The organism is Lysobacter sp. Soil_N_51, from assembly GCF_057655755.1.
On the sequence record NZ_JBDGLR010000005.1, the window covers coordinates 278,530 to 299,752 of the forward strand.

A 21,223-nucleotide genomic window follows, 5' to 3' on the forward strand; every position below is an offset into this window, starting at 1 on the left:
CCGCTCGCCGGGCCACGCCGTCCACCGCACGCCGTTCACTGCAAGGGGAAGATCGCCATGTTCGAAGCCGTCGGCTTGTTCGTATTGGGCCTGTTCCTGCTGGCCCTGGGCGGCGATTCGATCGTCAAGGGCGCCTCCGGCCTGGCCCAGCGCTTCGGCGCCTCGCCGTTCGCCGCCGGCTTGGTGCTGGTCGCGTTCGCTACCTCGCTGCCGGAACTGGCGGTCAACCTGCAGGCGGTGGTGCGCGGCCAGCAGGCGCTGGCGCTCGGCAACGCGGTCGGCAGCAATATCGTCAACTTCGGCCTGACCCTGGGCCTGGCGGCGTTCGCCGCGCCGCTGGTGGTGCGCTGGCGCGCGCTGGCGCCGCTGTTGGTGCTGCTGTTGGTGGGCACGCTGGCGGTGATCGGCCTGGGCCTGGACGGCGCGCTCAGCCGCTGGGAAGGCGTGGCGATGCTGGTGGCGTTCGTGGTCGTGGTCGCCTACGCGACTTCGCGCACCCGCCATGAGGCGCCGGAGCTGCAGGACGCCATCGCCGCGTTCGCCCAGACCCAGACCCACCTGGGCCTCAATCTGGTGCGGGTGCTGATCGCCGCGGTGCTGCTGCACCTGGGCGCGTACCTGATCGTCGGCGGCAACGGCCTGTGGAGCTTCGGCGGCGCCGCGCCGGCCCTGGCCGGTGGGTTCGGTTCGCCGAACGCGGCCATCATCGGCGCCGGCCTGGGCCTGTCGCCGCTGCTGACCGGCCTGCTGCCGGTCGCGATCGGCACCGCGCTGCCCGAAGTCGCCGCCGCGGTCGCCGCGGCCCGGCGCGGGCAGGGCGACATCGTGGTCGGCCACGTGATCGGTTCGAGCCTGTTCAATCTGCTGATCGTGCTCGGCGGCATGGCCGCGCTGCACACCGTGCCGCTGCCCGCGTCGTTCGTGCGTTTCGAACTGCCGGCCGCGGCGGTGTTCGCCTTGATGCTGTACCCGATGCTCAAGGGCGACCTGCGCATCAGCAAGCGCGAGGGCGCGATCCTGGTGGTGGCGTTGCTGGCGTGGATCGGGTTCGAGTTGCTGATGCTGCATCAGTAACCGATCTCCCTCTCCCGCTAGCGGGAGAGGGCAGGGGTGAGGGCGCGCGTCGCGCCGATGATCTCGCAGGGGCTAGCCCTCATCCGCCCTTCGGGCACCTTCTCAGCCGTGCACTGTCTTCGGTCGCCGCAAGCGGGAGAAGGGCAGGGCGCATCCACAACACCCTTGCAACTGCCCCGCCTATAATGGGTCATGAGCGAAATCACCCCCATGCCGCGCTTGCCGCGGCGCGCGTTGCGCGCACTGAGCGAATTCTTCCGACTGGAAGCGGCCGGCGGCATCGTCCTGATCGCCGCGGCGGCGCTGGCCTTGATCGCGGCCAATTCGCCGCTGCAATCGGCTTACGAAGCGTTCCGCGAAATCCCGGTACAGGTGCGCATCGGCGCGCTCGACATCAGCAAACCGCTGCTGCTGTGGATCAACGACGGGTTGATGGCGATCTTCTTCCTGGTGGTCGCGCTGGAGATCAAGCGCGAGGCGCTCAGCGGCCAACTGGCCGAGCGCTCGCAGTTGGTGCTGCCGATGGTGTGCGCCGCCGCCGGCGTGATCGTGCCGGCGCTGCTGTTCGCCGCGCTCAATCACAACGACGCCGCCGCGATGCGCGGCTGGGCGGTGCCGACCGCGACCGACATCGCCTTCGCCCTGGGCGTGCTGGCGCTGCTGGGTTCGCGCGTGCCGGTGGCGATGAAGCTGCTGCTGTCGACGATCGCGGTGGTCGACGACCTGATGGCGATCCTGATCATCGCGTTCTTCTATTCGCACGGCCTGTCGGCGACCGCGCTGATGTGGGCGGCGGCCGCGTTGGCGGCGATGTGGGTGCTCAACCGGCGCGGGGTCAAATCGCTGGGGCCGTATCTGGCGCTGGGCGTGGTGCTGTGGGTGTGCGTGCTCAAGTCCGGCGTCCACGCGACCCTGGCCGGCGTCGCCACCGGCCTGATGATTCCGCATGTCGACAAGCGCAACAACATCGACGACGCGAACGAACACTCGCCGTTGGAAACCCTGGAGCATGCGCTGCATCCGTGGGTGGCCTACGCGATCCTGCCGTTGTTCGCCTTCGTCAATGCCGGTCTGTCGTTGAGCGGGGTCAAGCTGGAGGATGCGACCGCGGCCTTGCCGATGGGCATCGTGCTGGGCCTGGTGGTCGGCAAGCCGGTCGGCATCGTCGGCGCGGCGGTGCTGATGCGCGCGCTGGGCTGGGCGCGTTTCCCCAACGGCATGGACCTGCGCGCGATGGTCGGCCTGGGGCTGATGTGCGGAATCGGCTTCACCATGAGCCTGTTTATCGCGTCGTTGGCGTATCAGGACGCGCGGCTTTACGAGGAAGCGGTTCTGGGTATTCTTGGCGCCTCGCTGCTGTCGGCGGTGATCGGCTTTGCCTGGCTGCGCGCGGTATTGCCGGTGCGCGGCGCCCAGAATTGAACAACGCATGACGCACGCTTTATGAAGCACGCTTTGGTTTTCGGCGGCAGTGGCCAGATCGGCGTGCCGCTGCTGCAACGCCTGTACCACGCGGGCTGGCGGGTATCGGCGATATCGCGCCAGCAACGCCACGACCGCCCCGGCCTGGAATGGCTGCAAGGCGATCTCGACGCCGTGCCGGCGCTGCCGGCGCGGGTCGATGCGATCTTCAGCTGCGGTCCGCTGCTGAAGTTTTCGCGCTGGTACGAACAGTCCGGCATCGAGGCCACGCGCGTGGTCGCGTTCGGTTCGACCAGCGCCCAGACCAAGCGCGGTTCGGCCGATGCCGATGAGCGCCGCAACGCCGCCGAACTGCGCCAGGGCGAGGAAGTCCTGTTCGCGGCCGCGCTGCCGCGCAGCGATGCCGTCACGGTGCTGCGCCCCACCTTGATCTACGGCGCGGGCCGCGATGCGACCCTGACCCGGATCGCGCAACTGGCCAAGCGCCTGAAGTATTTCCCGTTGCCGCGCGGCGCCGAGGGCCTGCGCCAGCCGGTGCACGTCGACGACCTCGCCGATGCCGCGTTCGCCGCGCTGACCGCGCCGGCGAGTTTCGGCAACGTCTATGCGGTGCCCGGCGGCGAAACCCTGAGTTACCGCGACATGGTCGAACGCACCCTGGCCTGTCTGCGTCCGCCGGTGCGATTGATCGAACTGCCGTCGCCGCTGTTCAACCTGGCCTTGCTCGCCGCGCAGGCGGCCGGTCGCGCGACCGGCCTGGGCGAAGCCGCGGTACGGCGCATGCGCAACGACATGACCTTCGACGCGGGCCCGGCGCAACGCGACTTCGGCTATGCCCCGCGCAGCTTCCAGCCCAGCGCCGAAATGTTCGAAACCCCACGCGATTGATCGGTCGCCCCCTGTAGGAGCGGCGCGAGCCGCGACCGCGACACCTCACACGCGGCGCAAACACGATGTCGCAATGAAAGCCGCGTCTTAAAGATCCGCCGCCAAAGCCCGCTGCGCCCGCGCCTTGGCCAGATTCCGCAACGCAATCAGCAACACCCCACCGAGCACCATCGCCCCGCCGATCCACAAACTCGGCCCCGGCCGATCGCCCCAGAACACGATCCCCAGCGCCACCGCGATCACCGGCACCAACAGCAGCCACGGCGTGACCTGGGCGACCGGATGGCGCTGCACCAACACGTAATACAGCCCATGGCCGAGCAGCGAGGACACGAACGCGGCATAGACCACGCCGGTCCAGCCGACCCAGCTCACCTCGCCCAAGCTCGCCAGGCCGCCCGGCTCGACGATCAAACTGATCGCCAACAGCGGCGGCACCGCGATCAAGGCCGTCCAGCCTTGTTGGCTATAGACGTCCAGCCCGCGCAATCCCTTCATCAGCACCGTGCCCAGCGCCAGCGCCGCGGCCGAGATCAGCATCAGCACCACCGCCATGGGTTTATCCAACACCAGCGGATCGAAACCGAGCACCAGCACGCCGCCGAAACTGATCGCGATCGCCACCCCGGTGCGCCAGGCGAAACGCTCGCCGAGCAGCCACCACGCCAGCAGCGCGGTCATCGGCACGTAGCTTTGCAGCACGATCGCCGGCGAGGACAGATCGCCGGCCGCCTTGAGCGCGCTGAAGCTCAGGCCGAAATGCAGCACGCCGATGCACAGGCACACCGCGATCAGGCGCGGCCATTGGCCCGGCGCCGGCCGCTTGAGCACGAACACCAGCGGCACGGCGAGCAGGGCGAAGCGCAGCGCGGTGAACAGGAACGGCGGAATCTCGCGCAGCGACAGCGCCGAGGTCAGGAAGTTGATCGCCCAGGCCACGACCACGAGCAACAACAAGGCGATATCGCGAGCGGGCATGGCGGTCCGGCTTGGGCTATCGTGGCCGCCGAATCAGCGGCCGCGAATGGCAGAGGGGACCCATTGTGAAGCAAGCCCTGCAATCTGCGGGTATCTGGGAGTGGGGACTGCTGTTGCTGGTCGTCGTGCTGCTGTGGCTGATCCCGGGCGCGTGGTTGCTGCGCGCGCTGGTGGCGCGCGAGTTCCGCGCGCGGCCGGCGTTCGGCGCGGCGTTGTGGTCGGTGATCTACGCGCTGGTGCTGTGGGCGATGCTGAGCATCGTCGCCCTGATCGCGATGCAGAGCCTCGGCGCCGGTAGCGGCTGGCCGCTGATCGCGATCGCCTTCGTACTGTCCTGCTTGGCTCTGGCGACCGGCGTGCGCATGTTCCTGCCGGGTCCGGACGGCGGCAAGCTGCGCTGGTCGCGCGCCTTGTGGGTGGCGTGGCCGGCGGCGCTGATGCTTTGGGTCTGGGGCGGGTTCGGTATCGTCAGGCTGGTTCGCGTGATCGTGGATTGAGAACGAAGATCACCGCATCGCGTCCGCTCGAATAATCGAATCTCCAATCTCCAATCCCGGCCTCAATACGACCACCCCAGCTTGCGATACAGCTTCGCTAGCACCCACGCCGGGCCGATCAGCAGATAGGTCAGGTCGGTGAGGAAACTCGGCTTCTTGCCTTCGATCTTGTGGCCGATGAACTGCGCGATCCAGGCGATCACGAACACGCCGACTGCCGACCACAGCAGCACCGTCAGCCCGAACGACTGCGCGATCCAGTGCGTGAGCACGGCGAACACGCCGAACTGCGCGAACATGCCCAGGCCGAGTTTGCGCGAGGCGCGGTAGTAGAACAGCATCGCCGCGAACATCGCCATGCCCGCCCAGATGCCGGGCCTGAACCAGGTGCCCGGCGCGGGGATGCACCACAGCAGCGCGATCACGCTCCACAGGATCGCCGGCACCGCGAACACGTGGATGCGCTGGTTGGTGGCGTTGCGGTGATCGCCGGAATAGCTGGCGAACCAGCGGTCGATCGGACGAGTTTCGAACGAGGTTTGCGCGACGGTGCTCATGTGCGGCTCCCGATGGTGCGTGGCGGGCGCGCGGCCCGCGCGACGGTGGCTGGCGCGTCCGCGAGCGGCGCGCGTGAAACGGCGGTCGCGCGCGTGGACGCCGCGCGCGCGGCGGCTAGTGCGCCGCGGATTTCGAGAATAGCTGGATCACGATCACCCCGGCGACGATCAGCGCGATGCCGGCGATCGCGCCCGCGTCCAGGCTCTGCTTCATGAACAGCCAGCCGATCGTGGCGATCAGGACGATGCCGACCCCGGACCAGATTGCGTAGGCGACTCCGACCGGCACGCTCTTGAGTACCAGCGACAGGAAATAGAAGGCGACGCCGTAGCCGGCGGCCACGATCAGGGTCGGTCCGGTCTTGGTGAATCCTTCCGATGCCTTGAGCGCGCTGGTGGCGACGACTTCCGCGGCGATGGCGATGGCGAGGTACAGGTAGCCGATGTTCATGCCGGGGGCGATCCGCGTGAGGCGAGGTCGGCAGGGTAGCGCGCATGGCGTCGGCGGGCGGCGAAGGCGGCGCGGGATGGCGCCTTGCTGGGAGTGTTGCGTGTTTGTGGGGGCGGGGTCTGTAAAGCAGGTGACAGTTGGGGGGCGAGATAGGGACGACCTAAAGAAGGTAAAGCGACTAAAGCAAAGCAAAAGCGAATCCCCCTGCCCCCCTTTTCCCAAGGGGGGAACAGCAACAGCAACGGCAACGGCAGAGGAAAAGGCATCGGACGTGGGGAGTTGCGCTTGGCGGACCAGATCGCGGCACCCGCCCGAACTCTTTCGCAACTGCTTTTCCCCCTTGGAAAAGGGGGGGGCAGGGGGATTCGCTTTTGCTTTTGCTTGTTCTTTCGCCGCAGCCGAAGCCAAAGCCAAGCCATCCGCGCAACCCTAACGCCACAAACAAAAAGGGCCGCTTTCGCGGCCCTTCCGTCCAATCAATCCACCGATATCCCCGCCAACTTCTGCAAGGCCTCGGCGTACTTCGCCCGAGTGCGCTCGATCACCTCGGCCGGCAGGTTCGGCCCCGGCGGGGTCTTGTCCCAGCCTTGCGTCTCCAGATAGTCGCGCACGAACTGCTTGTCGTAGCTCGGCGGACTGGTGCCGACTTGATACTCGTCGGCCGGCCAGTAGCGCGAGGAGTCCGGCGTCAGCATCTCGTCCATCACATACAGGCGACCGTCGGCGTCGGTGCCGAATTCGAACTTGGTGTCGGCCAGCAGGATGCCGCGCTCGGCGGCGAAATCGGCGGCGTAGCGGTACAGGCGCAAGGTCGCGTCGCGCACCGCTTCGGCCAGTTCGGCGCCGACCGTGCGCACCGCGGTGTCGAAGTCGATGTTCTCGTCGTGGTCGCCGACCGCGGCCTTGGTCGAGGGGGTGAAGATCGGCTCGGCCAGTTTCTCGGCCTGGCGCAGCCCGCCCGGCAGGGCGATGCCGCTGATCCGGCCGGTGCGCTGGTAGTCCTTCCAGCCGCTGCCGATCACGTAGCCGCGCGCGATGCATTCGATCGCGACCGGTTTCAGCCGCTTGGTCACCACCGTGCGCTTGGCGTACAGCGCGGGGTCGACATTGGCCGGCAGGACCGCGGCGACGTCGATGCCGGTCAGGTGGTTGGGAATGATGTGCGCGGTCTTGCCGAACCAGAAGTTACTGATCTGGCACAGCATCTCGCCCTTGCCCGGGATCGGGTCCGGCAGGACCACGTCGAAGGCGCTGAGGCGGTCGGTGGCGACCATCAGCAGGCAGTCGCCGCCGGGGGCGGCGCCCGCGGGCAGGCGGTCGGCGGGCAGATCGTAGACATCGCGGACCTTGCCGCGATGGCGCAAGGGCAGGCCGGGCAGTTCGGATTGCAGCAGTGTGGTCGTCAACGTGGGGACCCCTGATGGCGGTACAGAAACCCTCCATCGCCCTGCGCCCGGAGCCGTTCGGCTCGCGCGCCTGCGCGACGGGGCCGGGCAGTGTACGCCGGCTGGCCGGCCGCGTGCAGGTCCGGGCGGGTAAACTGCGACGCTTCGGCCCTCGCGGGCCCGGCCGGACGGCGCGAGGGGCCTGAATGAATCGCTGGTACGGCAAATTGCTGGGGGCCGTGGCCGGGATCGCGCTGATGCGCGGCAACCCCCTGTTCGGCGCGATCGTCGGCCTGCTGATCGGCCACGCCTTCGACACCGACTGGTTCAAGCTGCGCGGCGACAACCCCTACCTGGCGCTGGGCCTGAGCGCGGACGCCAGCGACAGCGAGGTCGAACAGGCCTACCGGCGGCTGATCTCGCAATACCACCCCGACCGGGTCGCCAATGCCGCCCCGGAGGTCCGCCAGCAGGCAGAACTCAAGGCGCGCGAGATCAATCGGGCTTATGACCGGATCAAGGCGCTGCGCCGACGCTAAGGGCGAGAAACGAGTTCAGAGGAGTGAGGAGTGAGTAAAGGCGGTGTCGCTGGCGCTCTTACTCACTCCTCACTCCTCTGAACTCGTTTTTGCCTGATCCTCGCGGCAAGGCGACAATACCCACATCTCCCGCCGGCACCGCCCATGACCACGCAATCCACCGTCATCGCCCCTTCGATCCTTTCGGCCAATTTCGCCAAGCTCGGCGAAGAGGTCGACAACGTGCTCAAGGCCGGCGCCGACTGGGTCCATTTTGACGTCATGGACAACCACTACGTGCCGAACCTGACCATCGGCCCGCTGGTCTGCGAAGCGCTGCGCAAGCACGGCGTGACCGCGCCGATCGACGTGCATCTGATGGTCGACCCGGTCGACCGCATCGTCCCGGACTTCGCCAAGGCCGGCGCGAGCACGATCAGCTTCCATCCCGAAGCCAGCCAGCACGTTCACCGCACCATCCAACTGATCAAGTCGCACGGCTGCGGCGCCGGCCTGGTGCTGAACCCGGCCACGCCGATCGAAGTGCTCGACTGGGTGCTCGAAGACCTCGACCTGGTGCTGCTGATGTCGGTCAATCCCGGCTTCGGCGGCCAGAGCTTCATCCCGTCGGCGCTCGACAAACTGCGCAAGGTGCGCGAGCGCATCGACAACAGCGGCCGCGCGATCCGCCTGGAGATCGACGGCGGGGTCAAGACCGACAACATCGGCGAAATCGCCGCGGCCGGCGCCGACACCTTCGTCGCCGGCTCGGCGATCTTCAACGCCCCCGGCGCGCAGCAGCACGGCTACGCCGAGGTGATCGCGAGCATGAAGGACGCGGTCGCCGCCGCGCGGCGCTGAATCCATTCCGAATAAGAGCGCGATGATGAACACCTGCGACCTGTGCGACCGCCACGACGCGCAGGTGCGCGTGCTCGAGTTGCCGCTGCGCGATTACGGCGGCCGCATCGCGTTCGATGGCATCGTCAGCACGATCAAGGCCTACGAAGACAACTCGCTGGTACGCGATGCGGTTGCCGAGCCCGGCCACGGCCGGGTGCTGGTGATCGACGGCGGCGGTTCGATGCGTCGTTCGATGCTCGGCGATCTGCTCGCGGCCAAGGCGCTCGATAACGGCTGGGCCGGGGTGGTGGTGTTCGGCGCGATCCGCGACAGCGCGGCGATCGGGGCGATGGCGCTCGGGGTCAAAGCGCTGGGAACGTGTCCGCGCAAGACCGACAAGTTAGGACAGGGGTTGCGCGATGTGCCGGTTCAATTCGGCGGATTGCTGATCCGACCGGGCGAGTGGTTGTGCGCGGATGCGGATGGGGTGGTGTTGGCGGATGGTGTTTTGCGTTGAGGCCGACGTTTTATGTCGCCACATACGTGGGTTAGCTGCGGTGCACCGAGGCGTGCATGCCGCGATGATTTTGCGTAAGCCGTAGTGACAATTGCTCCGCCATGGTGCGTTCTCTCCCTGTAGGAGCGGCGCAAGCCGCGACCGCGCCATTACGCCGACGTCGCAAGCTGCGTCGTAGCTGCATTCCCGCGGTCGCGGCTCGCGCCGCTCCTACAGGAATGCCATGTAGCTTCGGCTTGCGCTTGAAGCCGCGCAGTTCATCCAGCGCTGAGAAGTCACGAGCCTCGCAGCGCTGGATGAACTGCGCGACTTGATGCTTAGGGCGAAGGCTTAGGTTGAAGCCAGAGACAGAGCGATGGACGAGGGGTAACGGGTGACGGGCCAAGCGGAGTTGCGGCTTGGAGCCGGCGCCGACGATTTCATCGCCAAACGTGAGCTGAGAGCACGGCCAGCGTGCATGGGCCCGCCGAGCCGGCGCCACCCCAATAAAAAACGCAGGCCTTTCGGCCCGCGTCTGGAATATTTGGAGGCAATCCAGCCTCCGCCCGTCGTCCCTGATATGGCCTCTTATATTCCGGATGAACGATGACAGGTGTGTGACACACTTCGCGGTATCCGCAATTCACTTGCCCTGCGCGCGGCACTGCTAGCCTCGCGACTCCTCCACGGACCCCCGACCCCATGCCCAAACCCCGCTGGCGATTGATCCTCAACGGCAAGTCCGCCGGCGACGATGCCCTGCGCGACGCCGTCGTCGCCATGCGCGACCGCGGCATCGTCCTCGATGTGCGGGTCACCTGGGAAAGCGGCGACGCCGAACGCTACGTGTCCGAGGCGATCGCAGACGGCGTCGCCACGATCATCGCCGGCGGCGGCGACGGCACCCTGAGCGAAGTGGCGACCACGCTCGCGCATCGCGACGAATCGGCCGACGTGCTGCCGTCGCTGGGGCTGGTCCCGCTCGGCACCGCCAACGATTTCGCCAGCGCCGCGCTGATCCCGAACGATCCGGCCCAGGCGCTGGATCTGATCGACCGGCAGGCGCCGCGGCCGATCGACCTGATCCGGCTGGAAGCGCCCGACGGGCTGCACTGGGCCGCCAATCTGGCCAGCGGCGGGTTCGGCACTCAGGTGACGATCGAGACCGATGCGGGTCTGAAGAAGATGTTGGGCGGACTGGCGTACCTGGTCACCGGCATTTCCAAGCTCGGCAAGATCGAGCCGATGCGCGCGCGCCTGCACGGCGACGGCTTCGAGTGGGAAGGCGACTTCATCGCCCTGGGCATCGGCAACGGCAAGCAGGCCGGCGGTGGCCAGGCCTTGTGTCCGGATGCGTTGATCGACGACGGCCTGCTCGACGTGACCGTGGTCCCGGAGTTGTCGGGCGAAGTCGGCGCGACCGTGCGCACCCTGCTGACCGAAGGCAAGCACGCCGCGCTCGACCGCGTCGCCGCGCGCGCGCAACTGAAATACGTCGAAATCGATTCGCCGCAAGGGCTGACCCTCAACCTCGACGGCGAACCGGTCCACGCGCATCACTTCCGCATCGACTGCGTGCCGGCGCGGCTGCGCATGCACTTGCCGGCGGACTGCCCGCTGCTGTCGGCGACGGCGGTGCAGGCCTTGCCGGGCGCGCTCGCGACCGAGGCCGACAGGTAGGCGCCGGACCGTCGCGCACGGTCGGCGAAGCAGTTACAGTGAGCGCCATGAAAGCCTGGGCGAACCCGCATTCCTTTTGCGCCGACGTGGGTTGGCGATGGTGGCTGCAAGCCATCCTCGCTCCTGCCCACTCGTCCATGAAGGAACCGCCGCGTGATCTCGCACGAACTCTTCCAGCAACAGGCCGCTAACGGCTACACCCGTATTCCCGTCGTGCGCGAGGTGCTGTCCGACCTCGACACGCCGCTGTCGGTCTATCTCAAGCTCGCCGACGGCCCGCACACCTATCTGTTCGAATCGGTCGAGGGCGGCGAACGCTTCGGCCGTTACTCGATCATCGGCCTGCCCGCGCAGCGCGTGTACGCGTTCGCCGGCCACACCCTGTTCGTGTCCGAACACGGCGAGCTGGTCGACAGCCGCCAGGTCGAAGATCCCTTCGCCGAAGTCGAGCGCCTGCGCACCGAATACCGCGTGCCCAAGATCGACGGCCTGCCGGGTTTCGCCGGCGGCCTGGTGGGCTGGTTCGGCTTCGAATGCATCCAGTACATCGAGCCGCGTCTGGCCGGTCCGCAGCCCGACGGCAGCTACAAGCCCGACGAACTGGGCACGCCCGACATCCTGCTGATGCAGAGCGAAGAGCTGGCGGTGTTCGACAACCTCAAGGGCCGGTTGTACCTGATCGTGCATGCCGATCCGCGCGAGCCGCAGGCGTTCGCGCGCGCCAATCGCCGGCTCGATCAGCTGGTTCATCGGCTGCGCATCGGCGGCGCCGGCTATCCGGAAACTCTGGATCCGGCCGGTCTGGACGAAGGCGATTTCGTGTCCGGCTTCACCCGCGACGGCTTCATCGACGCGGTCGAGAAAGCCAAGGAACTTATCCGCGCCGGCGATATTTTCCAGGTGGTTCTGTCGCAGCGGCTCAGCGTGCCGTTCAAGGCGCGCCCCGTCGACGTGTACCGCGCGCTGCGTGCGTTGAACCCATCGCCGTACATGTATTTCCTCGATGTCGGCGGTACCCAGGTGGTCGGCTCCTCGCCGGAAATCCTGGTGCGTCTGCAGGACGGCGAAGTCACCGTGCGCCCGATCGCCGGCACTCGCCCGCGCGGCAAGACGGTCGAGGAAGACAACGCGCTGGAAATCGAACTGCTGGCCGATCCGAAGGAACGCGCCGAGCACTTGATGCTGATCGATCTGGGTCGCAACGATGTCGGCCGCGTGTCGTTGCCGGGCACGGTCGAAGTCGGCGAGCAGTTCGGCATCGAGCGCTACAGCCACGTCATGCACATCGTCAGCGAAGTCACCGGCCAGTTGAAGCCGGACATGAGCTACGCCGACGTGTTGCGCGCGACGTTTCCGGCCGGCACCGTCAGCGGCGCGCCGAAGATCCGCGCGCTGGAAGTCATCCGCGAATTCGAACCGGTCAAGCGCAATGTGTACTCCGGCGCGGTCGGCTACATCGGCTGGCATGGCGACGCCGACACCGCGATCGCGATCCGCACCGCGGTGATCCAGGACGGCCGCCTGCACGTGCAGGCCGGCGCCGGTATCGTCTACGACTCTGACCCTCAGAAAGAGTGGGAAGAGACGATGAACAAGGGCCGCGCCTTGTTCCGCGCGGTGGCCGAGGCGGCGCGGGGGTTGTAAGCGCCGCGACGGATTGCCGATACCGATTGTAGGAGCGGCGCAAGCCGCGACCGCGCCATCGCGATTACGGCGTTGGTTTGGACGTCGCGACGATCGCTCACGTCATGTCGCGCCGGTTATCGGCAATTCGCGGTCGCAGCTCACGCAGCTCCTAAAAGGGCGCATTGTGAGTTACGAGGATGTTGGGACGGCGACTGTAGGAGCGGCGTGAGCCGCGACCACGCCATTGCGATTACGGCGTTGTTTGGATGTCGCGATGATCGCTCACGTCATGTCGCGCCGGTTATCGGTAATTCGCGGTCGCAGCTCACGCAGCTCCTACAAGGGCGCGTTGTGAGTTACGAAGGATGTTGGGACGGCGACCGTAGGAGCGGCGTGAGCCGCGACCACGCAATCGCGATTACGGTGTTGGTTTGGACGTCGCGATGATCGCTCACGTCTTGTTGCGCCGTTATCGGCAGTTCGCGGTCGCAGCTCACGCAGCTCCTACAAGGGCGTGTTGTGAGTTACGAAGGATGTTGGGACGGCGACCGTAGGAGCGGCGTGAGCCGCGACCACGTCATTGCGATTACGGCGTTGGTTGGATGTCGCGACGATCGCTCACGTCCTGTCGCGCCGGTTATCGGCAATTCGCGGTCGCGGCTTGCGCCGCTCCTACAGGGGGCGACCGTGAGTCGCGTCGAGAATTGGATGGCGATTGCAGGAGCGGCGCAAGCCGCGACCGCGCCCATGAAGCTGTGACATCGGTCTGAAGTCGCAGCGATCGCTCGAATGCGATCCCAGGCCGCGCCACATTGAAACCACCACATTAAAAATAGTTCATCCAGCGGAAAGCTCGAGGCGAAGCGCCGGGGCGCAATCTGGCTTCGCGATGGGGCCCACCCCCACCGGACAAACCTCCCCCCGAATCCCCTGGAGCCTCACATGAACGTCCGCAACGCCCTGATTGCCGTCGCCCTGACCGCGTTCGCCGGTTCCGCGTTCGCCGCCGCGCCGGCGAGCACCGCCGGCACCGCCGCGCCGACCGCCAAGACCGTAAAGTACAAGCATCACAAGGCCAAGAAGTCGGCCAAGGCTGCTCCGGCCGCCGAAGCGGCGGCGCCTGCCTCGAACTGATCCTTCGCGAGCCTGCTCCCCCGAGCCCCACGCATCGTCGGCGTGGGTCCCCGACACCCCGCCGGCGCGAGCCGGCGGGGTGTCTTTATTGAAGCGACCGCGACGACGGTCGAACGTTCGTGTGATCCCGTGCTTTCGTTGGTATGTTCCGCTTCCGCCAGTGGGTTCGGCTGGTCCCGCCGGTCCGTCCGGCGGGCGATTTTCCCCCGGCGCCACGACCGCCGCGGCCCGGCAGCGGCCATCGCCGTGGTTCCCGGCCAGCGCGGTATCCTGTCGGCGTCCTTTCCCTCATGCACCGTCGCGATCGCGGAGTCGGCATGCGCGTCCTGCTCGTCGAAGACGATCCCCACACCGCCAACTTCATCGCCAAGGGCCTGCGCGAAGACGGCCACACCGTCGATCACGCCGACAACGGCCGCGACGGGCTGTTCCTGGCCACCACCGAAAGCTTCGACGCGATCGTGCTCGACCGCATGCTGCCCGCGCTCGACGGCCTGGTGCTGCTGCAGACCTTGCGCGGCGCCGGCAATCGCACCCCGGTGCTGCTGCTGACCGCGCTGGGCGAAGTCGACCATCGGGTCGAAGGCCTGCGCGCCGGCGCCGACGATTACCTGGTCAAACCGTTCGCCTACGCCGAACTGAGCGCGCGCCTGGACAGCATCCTGCGTCGCGGCAGCGCCGGCGGCAGCGAACCGACCCGTCTGCGCGTGGCCGATCTCGAACTCGACCTGCTCAGCCGCGAAGCGCGCCGCGGCGACAAGCGCATCGAACTGCAACCGCGCGAATTCCGCCTGCTCGAATACCTGATGCGCCAGGCCGAACGCGTGGTCACCCGGACCATGCTGCTCGAAGCGGTCTGGGACTATCACTTCGATCCGCAGACCAACGTCATCGACGTGCACATCAGCCGCCTGCGGCAGAAGATCGACCAGGGCTATCCGCGGCCGTTGCTGCACACCGTGCGCGGCGCCGGTTACCGGTTGGGCGCATGAGCCGCGCGCGCATCAACGCAGGCGAGCGCCACGCATGCGCCTGATGCCGCGCTCGACCAGCGCGCGTCTGGCGTTGGCGGTCACCGCATCGTTTTTGTTCGCGTTCGTGTTGCTCGGCATCGGCGTGCATTACGCGGTGTCGGCGATGCTGATCCAAGACGCGCGCGAACTGGTCAAGGTCGACGCGGCCGGGCTGGTCGAGATGTACCAGGACGACGGCGGCGCCGCGCTGCTGGCCGAGCTGCGCGATCGCATCGCCTCCGACGACGATCCTGACGCGGTGTACGCGTTGACCGCGCCCGACGGCCGCGTGGTCGCCGGCAACACGCCGGTGCCGAGCCATCGCCACGGCGCGCACTGGATCGAATTCACCGAACACGGCAGCGACGGCGATCTGCGCGTGGTCGCGCAACTGCTGCGCCTGCCCGACGGCACCACCTTGTTGACCGGCACCCGAACCCGCAGCCAGGACCGCTTTCTCGGCCTGATGCTGCGCACGGCGTTGGCGGCGTTACTGGTCGCGGCCAGCCTGGGCGCGTTGATCGGCTGGATGACCTCGCGTTGGGTCTCGCGCCGGCTGCGTCATCTGGACAACACCGCCGAACGTGTCGGCGGCGGCGAACTGGGCCTGCGCGCGCGCCTGGACGGCAGCGACGACGCGTTCGACCGGCTCGCGCGCCGCTTCAATGCCATGCTCGACCGGATCGAGGAATTGCTCGGCGGCGTGCGTCACGCCACCGATCACATCGCCCACGACCTGCGCACGCCGCTGACCCGGCTGCGCAATCGGCTGGAGGAAGCGCGCCAGCGCGAGCAGGACGTCGACGCCGGCGCGCGCCTGGACGCGGCGATCGGCGAGACCGATCAACTGCTGCATTCGTTCGGCGCGCTGCTGCGGTTGGCGCGGATCGAGGCGCAGCCGCCGGTGCACGACGAACCCGAGCTGGACCTGGCCGACTTGGTCCGCGATGCAGCCGAGTTGTACACGCCGATCGCCGCCGAACGCGGCATCGCCCTGACCACCGAGCTGCCTTCGCCGGGCGGCGCGCGGGTGCGCGGCGACGCCGATCAGTTGTTCCAGATGCTGGTCAATCTGCTCGACAACGCGGTCAAGTACGCGCCGGCCGATACTGAGGTGCGGTTGGGTCTGCAGCGCGAGCGGCAGGTGATCGTGCTGCAGGTCGACGATCGCGGCCCGGGCATTCCGGCCGAGGACCGGGCGCGGGTGTTCGATCGGTTTCAGCGCCTGGAAACCCATCGCGGTTCGCCGGGTACCGGGCTGGGCATGAGTCTGGTGCGGGCGATCCTGCACCGGCATGGCGGGCATATCGCCTTGCTCGACAACCATCCTGGGTTGCGGGTGAGGGTGACGTTGGGGGCTACGGAGGATTGAGCCGCTCGGACGTGTCGTTGCAGGCGTGTGATTCCGGATGTAGGAGCGGCGTGAGCCGCGACCGCGCCAATGCAACTGCCGCGCAAGTTTCGGAATGGCGTCTTCATTGCATTGGCGCGGTCGCGGCTCACGCCGCTCCTACAGCGGGAGACGGGACGGCGCCGGTCGTTGAGGCGAGGGGCAGTCACCACCGCGCTCGCGGTCGCACAAACCCCGATCCAGCAGTTACAGTAGGGCCATGAAGCTCCGCGCGATCCCGCACAATTCCCCGAAGGCCGGCCAGGGCTGGCGATGGTGGCGTGCCGCCTCCGTCTGCGTGCCGTCGTCTTCCGAGGAATCCCTGCGTGACCCCGCCCGATCGTTCCACCCCCGCGGCCGCTGAGCGCCGCCGGCGCTGCCCCTTAGCGGGAGCGCCCGATCCGATTGCAACCGTACCGCTCCGGCCGGATCTGGTTCCATCAGAGTCTGCGTCTTCTGATCCGGCCTCGCCCGATTCGGGTCTATCGGCCCATCCCGGCAATTCCCGCCCCCAGTCACTGCCCCGGCCCGTTCGCAACCGCGATAATGGCGGGCTGGCGGCTGCGTCCGACAGGCGAGGGCAGGGGCCGGTTCGCCGCGCCACGGCAGCGTCGCAACCGGCGCAATCCTTCGCAGGCACGATACCGGGACCACCCGGCGACGTGCGTCGTCCACGCACTCCACGCACCACCCGCATTCGAGGCGCGTCATGTCCGTTTTGATGATCGACAACTACGACAGCTTTACCTACAACATCGTGCAGTACCTGCAGTCGTTGGGCGCCGAGGTCCGGGTGATCCGCAACGACGAGTTGTCGGTGGACGAGATCGAAAAACTCGCGCCCGAGCGCATCGTGATTTCGCCCGGCCCGAGCACGCCGGACAATGCCGGCGTATCGCTCGAGGTGATCCGCCGGCTCGGCCCGAACACGCCGATCTTCGGCGTCTGCCTCGGCCATCAGAGCCTGGGCCAGGCCTACGGCGGCGACGTGATCCGCGCCAAGCACATCATGCACGGCAAGACTTCGCACATCCGCCACGAAGGCCGCGGCGTGTTCGCCGGCTTGCCGGATGCGTACGAGGCCACGCGCTATCACTCGCTGGTGGTGTCGCGCGACAGCCTGCCCGAGAGCCTGGAAATCACCGCCTGGACCGAGTACGAGGACGGCCGTTTCGAAGAGATCATGGGCCTGCGCCATCGCGAGCATCCGGTCGAGGGCGTGCAGTTTCATCCCGAGTCGATCAAGACCGAACACGGGCACGCCTTGCTGCGCAATTTCCTGCAGCGTTGACGGCTTTGGCGAATCCCAGATCCCCAATCCCGAATCCCGAGTAGGCCCATGACTCCCCAAGAAGCCCTGCAACGCACCATCGAACACCGCGAAATCTTTCACGACGAAATGGTCGAGTTGATGCGCACGATCATGCGCGGCGAAGTTTCGCCGACCATGACCGCGGCGATCCTCACCGGCTTGCGGGTCAAGAAGGAAACCATCGGCGAGATCGCCGGCGCGGCGACGGTGCTGCGCGAATTCGCGCGGCCGGTGCACGTCGCCGATCGCACCCATCTGGTCGATATCGTCGGCACCGGCGGCGACGGCGCGCATACCTTCAACATCTCCACCGCGAGCATGTTCGTGGTCGCCGCGGCGGGGGCCAAGGTCGCCAAGCACGGCAATCGCAGCGTGTCGTCGAAGTCCGGCAGCGCCGATGTGCTCGAAGCGCTGGGCGCGGCGATCGAACTGCAACCCGAGCAGGTCGGCCAGTGCATCGAACAGGCCGGGATCGGCTTCATGTTCGCGCCGGTGCATCACCCGGCGATGAAGGTGGTCGCGCCGGTACGGCGCGAGATGGGCGTGCGCACCTTGTTCAATATTCTCGGCCCGCTGACCAATCCGGCCGATGCGCCGAGCATCCTGATGGGCGTGTTCCATCCCGACCTGGTCGGCATCCAGGTGCGCGTGCTGCAGGAACTCGGCGCGCAGCGCGCGCTGGTGGTGTGGGGCCGCGACGGCATGGACGAGCTCTCGCTCGGCGCCGGTTCGCTGGTCGGCGAATTGCGCGACGGCGTGGTGCGCGAGTACGAAGTGCATCCGGAGGATTTCGGCATCGCGATGGCGGCCAGCCGCAATCTGCGGGTCAACGATGCCGATGAGTCGAAGCTGCTGTTGCTGCAGGCGCTGGAGAATCACGAAGGTTTGCCGCGTGAGATCGTGGCTTTGAATTCGGGCGCGGCGCTGTATGCGGCGGGCGTGGTCGAGAGCATTGCCGAGGGCATCGAGCGCGCGCGCGGGGCGTTGGCGTCCGGTGCGGCGCGGGCGAAGCTGGGTGAGTTCGTTGCGTTGACGCGGCGGTTGGCGGCGGGGTGATGGTGGTTGGGTTGTGGCTTGAAGCCAAAGCAAAGCAAAAGCAAAGCAAAAGCGAATCCCCCCTAACCCCCCTTTTGCAAAGGGGGGAATGCAGGCGAAGCGATCGGGAGGTGCGGCTTGTTGTATGTGCGACTCAGAGTGCGGCTGCGACTCAGAGCGCAGCGAACCTGCATCACAACGCCCAGTTTTCGCCGACGCCCATGCTTTTTCCCCCTTTGTAAAAGGGGGGCAGGGGGGATTCGCTTTTAGCTTTTAGCGTTTCAGCTCCTAACTGCCTGCCCCAACCGCCACAACCCCGAGCCAGCCATGCCAGCCAGCTTCGCCACCCTCCCCAAGCCCCCGTACTACGCGGTGATCTTCAGCTCCCAGCGCACGCAAGACGGCGACGCCGCCTACGGCGAAGCCGCGCAGCGCATGGTCGAACTGGCCGCGCAGCAGCCCGGTTACCTGGGCGTGGAGTCGACCCGCGGCATTGATGGCTTCGGAATCACCGTGAGCTACTGGGCCGACGAAGCCTCGATCCTGGCCTGGAAGCGCAACCTCGAACACACCGCGATCCGCGAGCGCGGCCGCAAGGAGTGGTACGCGCAGTTCGAATTGCGCGTCACCCGGGTCGAACGCGCCTATGGCTGGCGCCGCGACGGCGCTCACGTCGACACGGCACAATCCCGTGATGCCGAACCCGGCCGCCGCCATGAGTGATCCGACGATGTCCGCAGGCCCGACCGACGAACCCGCGCTGCGCCTGATCCTCAACGCCGAGGTCTACGCGCCGCAGGCGCTCGGCCGGCAGAACCTGCTGCTCGGCGGCGGCAAGATCCTGTGGATGGGCATCGACCCGCCGCAACTGCCGTCCTCGCTGCCGGTCGAGACCATCGACCTGCAGGGCCGGCGGCTGATCCCGGGCCTGATCGACGGCCACGTCCACGTCACCGGCGGTGGCGGCGAAGCGGGGTTCCGCACCCGTGTGCCGGCGCCGATGCTGTCGCGCTACACCCGCGCTGGCGTGACCAGCGTGGTCGGCCTGCTCGGCACCGACGATCTCGCGCGCGGCACCCGCGAGCTGGTCGCCAATATCTACGCCCTGCGCGAGGAAGGCCTCAACGCCTGGGGCTACAGCGGTGGCTACCACCTGCCGCCGACCACCCTGACCGGCAGCGTGCGCGGCGACGTGGTGTTCATCGAACCGCTGATCGGCGTGGGCGAGGTCGCGATCAGCGACCACCGCTCCAGCCAGCCGACCCTGGACGAACTGCTCAAGCTCGCGTCCGAGGCGCATGTCGCCGGCCTGATGACTGGCAAGGCCGGCATCGTCCACCTGCACCTGGGCGATGGACCGCGCGGGCTGGAACTGGTGCGCCAGGCGCTCGATAGCAGCGAACTGCCGGCGCGGGTGTTCAACCCGACCCACGTCAACCGGCGCAAGGCCTTGTTCGCCGAAGCCCTCGAGCTGGCGCGGCGCGGTTGCCATATCGACCTGACCGCCTTCCCGGTCGAAGACGGCGAGGACGCCTGGACCGCGCAGGACGCGCTGATCCAGTACCTCGACAGCGGCGCGCCGGCCGAACGTGTCAGCGTCAGTTCCGATGCCGGCGGCTGCCTGGCCTGTTTCGACGAGCACGGGCGGATGTGCGGCATGGGCGTGGGCGAGTCGGGCGCCTTGCTCGAATGCCTGAACGCGGTGCTGGCGCGCGGGGTCGAACTGGAACGCGCGCTGCCGGCCTTCACCCTCAATCCGGCCCGTCTGCTGCGCCTGCCCGGCAAGGGCCTGATCGCCGCCGGCGCCGACGCCGACCTGGTCGCGCTGGACGAAAACGGCGCCGCGCACGATGTGTTCATCGCCGGCCGCGCGCATCTGCGCGACGGCGCGGTGCTGCGGCGTGGTAATTTTGAGACCTGATACCGATCCGTTCGCGACCGCTCCCGGTCGAATCGGCCCGGCCCACCGCTGAATCATTGTTCGCCGCCGGCCCCACGCAGCGGCCAGCCGCTTTCGCTGCGCCGCGCGCGCGGCCAGCCCGACCAAGAGTGAGTACGTACGGATGTCGCCAAGCAGAATCCCCGACGGTGAAGAGCGGGGCTGGATCGTTCCGATAGGTGGTGCGGAAGACAAGGAACACGGAGCGAAGATTCTGCAGCGGTTCCTGGATCTGTGCGGCGGCGACGGCGCCGACATCGTGGTGATTCCCACCGCCAGCCGCATGCCCGACACCGGCGACCGTTACGAAAAACTGTTCACCGACCTCGGCGCCAGCCGGGTCGAATCGATGGATTTCGATACCCGCCGCGATTGTTTCGAGCCCAACCGGATCCAGCGGATCGAACAGGCCAGTGGCATTTTCTTCACTGGCGGTAATCAGTTGCGCATCTCCACCATGCTCGGTGGCACGCCGATTGCGCAGGCGATCCGCGCCCAAAACGCACGCGGCGTGGCCGTCGGCGGCACCAGCGCGGGCGCGAGCATTCTCAGTGAGCACATGATCGCGTTCGGCACCGAAGGCTCCTCGCCGCGCGCCGACAGCGTGCGGCTGGCGCCGGGCCTGGGCCTGACCAATCGGGTGGTGATCGACCAGCATTTCCGCCAGCGCGACCGTCTCGGTCGCCTGGTCGCGGCGCTGGCCTACAACCCGTTCGCGATCGGCATCGGCCTGGACGAGGACACCGCGGCCTTCATCGGCCCGGACAACACCATCGAGGTCGAAGGCAGCGGCTCGGTCACCGTGGTCGACGCCGACGGCCTGCAGTTCTCGTCCATGCACATGGTCGGCGAGGACGAACCGGTCTGTTTGCTCGGCTTGGGCGTGCACATCCTGACCAAAGGCGCTACGTTCAATCTCAATACCCGCAAGGCATCGGCGGGTTCGCTGGCCGTATCGAAGTCGGGATGATGCAATCGGCGTGAC

Annotated in this window: 21 protein-coding genes; 17 read left to right on the forward strand and 4 right to left on the reverse strand. The window is 67.4% G+C overall.

Annotated elements, in window-relative coordinates; genetic code table 11:
• Positions 1-57: 57 nt before the first annotated feature.
• The 3 genes from AC3A4T_RS10955 (at position 58) to AC3A4T_RS10965 (ending at position 3,384) form a co-directional block, all read left to right on the forward strand.
• Complete coding sequence (locus AC3A4T_RS10955) at positions 58-1,074, forward strand: sodium:calcium antiporter (protein ID WP_487675420.1); 1,017 nt, start codon at positions 58-60, stop codon at positions 1,072-1,074.
• Positions 1,075-1,266: 192 nt separating this feature from the next.
• On the forward strand, positions 1,267-2,496 hold the full coding sequence (gene nhaA, locus AC3A4T_RS10960) for a Na+/H+ antiporter NhaA (RefSeq protein ID WP_487675421.1): 1,230 nt from the start codon (positions 1,267-1,269) through the stop codon (positions 2,494-2,496).
• Positions 2,497-2,517: 21 nt separating this feature from the next.
• Positions 2,518-3,384, forward strand: a complete 867-nt coding sequence (locus tag AC3A4T_RS10965) for an NAD-dependent epimerase/dehydratase family protein (protein ID WP_487675422.1) — start codon at positions 2,518-2,520, stop codon at positions 3,382-3,384.
• 87 nt (positions 3,385-3,471) lie between these two features.
• Here AC3A4T_RS10965 and AC3A4T_RS10970 read toward each other — a convergent pair whose 3' ends face one another.
• The gene (locus tag AC3A4T_RS10970) at positions 3,472-4,362 is read right to left on the reverse strand and encodes a DMT family transporter (protein WP_487675423.1); all 891 of its coding nucleotides are present in this window, start codon (positions 4,360-4,362) and stop codon (positions 3,472-3,474) included.
• A 65-nt stretch (positions 4,363-4,427) separates the two neighbouring features.
• Here AC3A4T_RS10970 and AC3A4T_RS10975 point away from each other — a divergent pair, with 65 nt between their 5' ends.
• A complete protein-coding gene (locus tag AC3A4T_RS10975; protein WP_487675424.1) occupies positions 4,428-4,859 on the forward strand; it encodes a hypothetical protein in 432 nt (143 codons plus the stop codon).
• A gap of 62 nt (positions 4,860-4,921) precedes the next feature.
• On the opposite strand, the gene AC3A4T_RS10980 is transcribed toward AC3A4T_RS10975, so the two are convergent.
• The 3 genes from AC3A4T_RS10980 to AC3A4T_RS10990 all read right to left on the reverse strand — a co-directional run bounded on the left by AC3A4T_RS10980 (position 4,922) and on the right by AC3A4T_RS10990 (position 7,273).
• Positions 4,922-5,416, reverse strand: coding sequence for an Mpo1 family 2-hydroxy fatty acid dioxygenase (locus AC3A4T_RS10980; protein WP_487675425.1), 495 nt, complete (start codon positions 5,414-5,416; stop codon positions 4,922-4,924).
• Between the two features lie 115 nt (positions 5,417-5,531).
• Positions 5,532-5,867 (reverse strand): DMT family transporter, encoded by a 336-nt coding sequence (locus tag AC3A4T_RS10985; RefSeq protein WP_487675426.1) that lies wholly within the window; start codon positions 5,865-5,867, stop codon positions 5,532-5,534.
• 476 nt (positions 5,868-6,343) lie between these two features.
• The gene (locus AC3A4T_RS10990; protein WP_487675427.1) at positions 6,344-7,273 is read right to left on the reverse strand and encodes a phosphoribosylaminoimidazolesuccinocarboxamide synthase; all 930 of its coding nucleotides are present in this window, start codon (positions 7,271-7,273) and stop codon (positions 6,344-6,346) included.
• A 185-nt stretch (positions 7,274-7,458) separates the two neighbouring features.
• Between AC3A4T_RS10990 and AC3A4T_RS10995 the strand changes: the two genes are divergently transcribed.
• From AC3A4T_RS10995 to AC3A4T_RS11055, 13 genes are all read left to right on the forward strand, one after another.
• Positions 7,459-7,791 (forward strand): J domain-containing protein, encoded by a 333-nt coding sequence (locus tag AC3A4T_RS10995; RefSeq protein WP_487675428.1) that lies wholly within the window; start codon positions 7,459-7,461, stop codon positions 7,789-7,791.
• Positions 7,792-7,935: 144 nt separating this feature from the next.
• A complete protein-coding gene (gene rpe, locus AC3A4T_RS11000) occupies positions 7,936-8,631 on the forward strand; it encodes a ribulose-phosphate 3-epimerase (protein WP_056106036.1) in 696 nt (231 codons plus the stop codon).
• 25 nt (positions 8,632-8,656) lie between these two features.
• Positions 8,657-9,130, forward strand: a complete 474-nt coding sequence (gene rraA / locus AC3A4T_RS11005; RefSeq protein WP_487675429.1) for a ribonuclease E activity regulator RraA — start codon at positions 8,657-8,659, stop codon at positions 9,128-9,130.
• 681 nt (positions 9,131-9,811) lie between these two features.
• The gene (gene yegS / locus AC3A4T_RS11010) at positions 9,812-10,789 is read left to right on the forward strand and encodes a lipid kinase YegS (RefSeq protein ID WP_487675430.1); all 978 of its coding nucleotides are present in this window, start codon (positions 9,812-9,814) and stop codon (positions 10,787-10,789) included.
• 153 nt (positions 10,790-10,942) lie between these two features.
• Positions 10,943-12,433 (forward strand): anthranilate synthase component I, encoded by a 1,491-nt coding sequence (gene trpE, locus AC3A4T_RS11015; protein ID WP_487675431.1) that lies wholly within the window; start codon positions 10,943-10,945, stop codon positions 12,431-12,433.
• Between the two features lie 924 nt (positions 12,434-13,357).
• Complete coding sequence (locus tag AC3A4T_RS11020) at positions 13,358-13,549, forward strand: hypothetical protein (protein ID WP_487675432.1); 192 nt, start codon at positions 13,358-13,360, stop codon at positions 13,547-13,549.
• 317 nt (positions 13,550-13,866) lie between these two features.
• Complete coding sequence (locus tag AC3A4T_RS11025; RefSeq protein ID WP_056107011.1) at positions 13,867-14,541, forward strand: winged helix-turn-helix domain-containing protein; 675 nt, start codon at positions 13,867-13,869, stop codon at positions 14,539-14,541.
• A gap of 34 nt (positions 14,542-14,575) precedes the next feature.
• The gene (locus AC3A4T_RS11030; RefSeq protein WP_487675433.1) at positions 14,576-15,934 is read left to right on the forward strand and encodes a sensor histidine kinase; all 1,359 of its coding nucleotides are present in this window, start codon (positions 14,576-14,578) and stop codon (positions 15,932-15,934) included.
• 727 nt (positions 15,935-16,661) lie between these two features.
• Positions 16,662-17,243, forward strand: a complete 582-nt coding sequence (locus AC3A4T_RS11035; protein WP_487675434.1) for an anthranilate synthase component II — start codon at positions 16,662-16,664, stop codon at positions 17,241-17,243.
• Between the two features lie 48 nt (positions 17,244-17,291).
• The gene (trpD, locus tag AC3A4T_RS11040) at positions 17,292-18,320 is read left to right on the forward strand and encodes an anthranilate phosphoribosyltransferase (protein WP_487675435.1); all 1,029 of its coding nucleotides are present in this window, start codon (positions 17,292-17,294) and stop codon (positions 18,318-18,320) included.
• Positions 18,321-18,626: 306 nt separating this feature from the next.
• Complete coding sequence (locus AC3A4T_RS11045; RefSeq protein ID WP_487675436.1) at positions 18,627-19,022, forward strand: antibiotic biosynthesis monooxygenase family protein; 396 nt, start codon at positions 18,627-18,629, stop codon at positions 19,020-19,022.
• Positions 19,023-19,029: 7 nt separating this feature from the next.
• Positions 19,030-20,220 (forward strand): beta-aspartyl-peptidase, encoded by a 1,191-nt coding sequence (gene iadA / locus AC3A4T_RS11050; RefSeq protein WP_487675437.1) that lies wholly within the window; start codon positions 19,030-19,032, stop codon positions 20,218-20,220.
• A gap of 142 nt (positions 20,221-20,362) precedes the next feature.
• On the forward strand, positions 20,363-21,208 hold the full coding sequence (locus tag AC3A4T_RS11055) for a cyanophycinase (RefSeq protein WP_487675438.1): 846 nt from the start codon (positions 20,363-20,365) through the stop codon (positions 21,206-21,208).
• Positions 21,209-21,223: the final 15 nt, after the last annotated feature.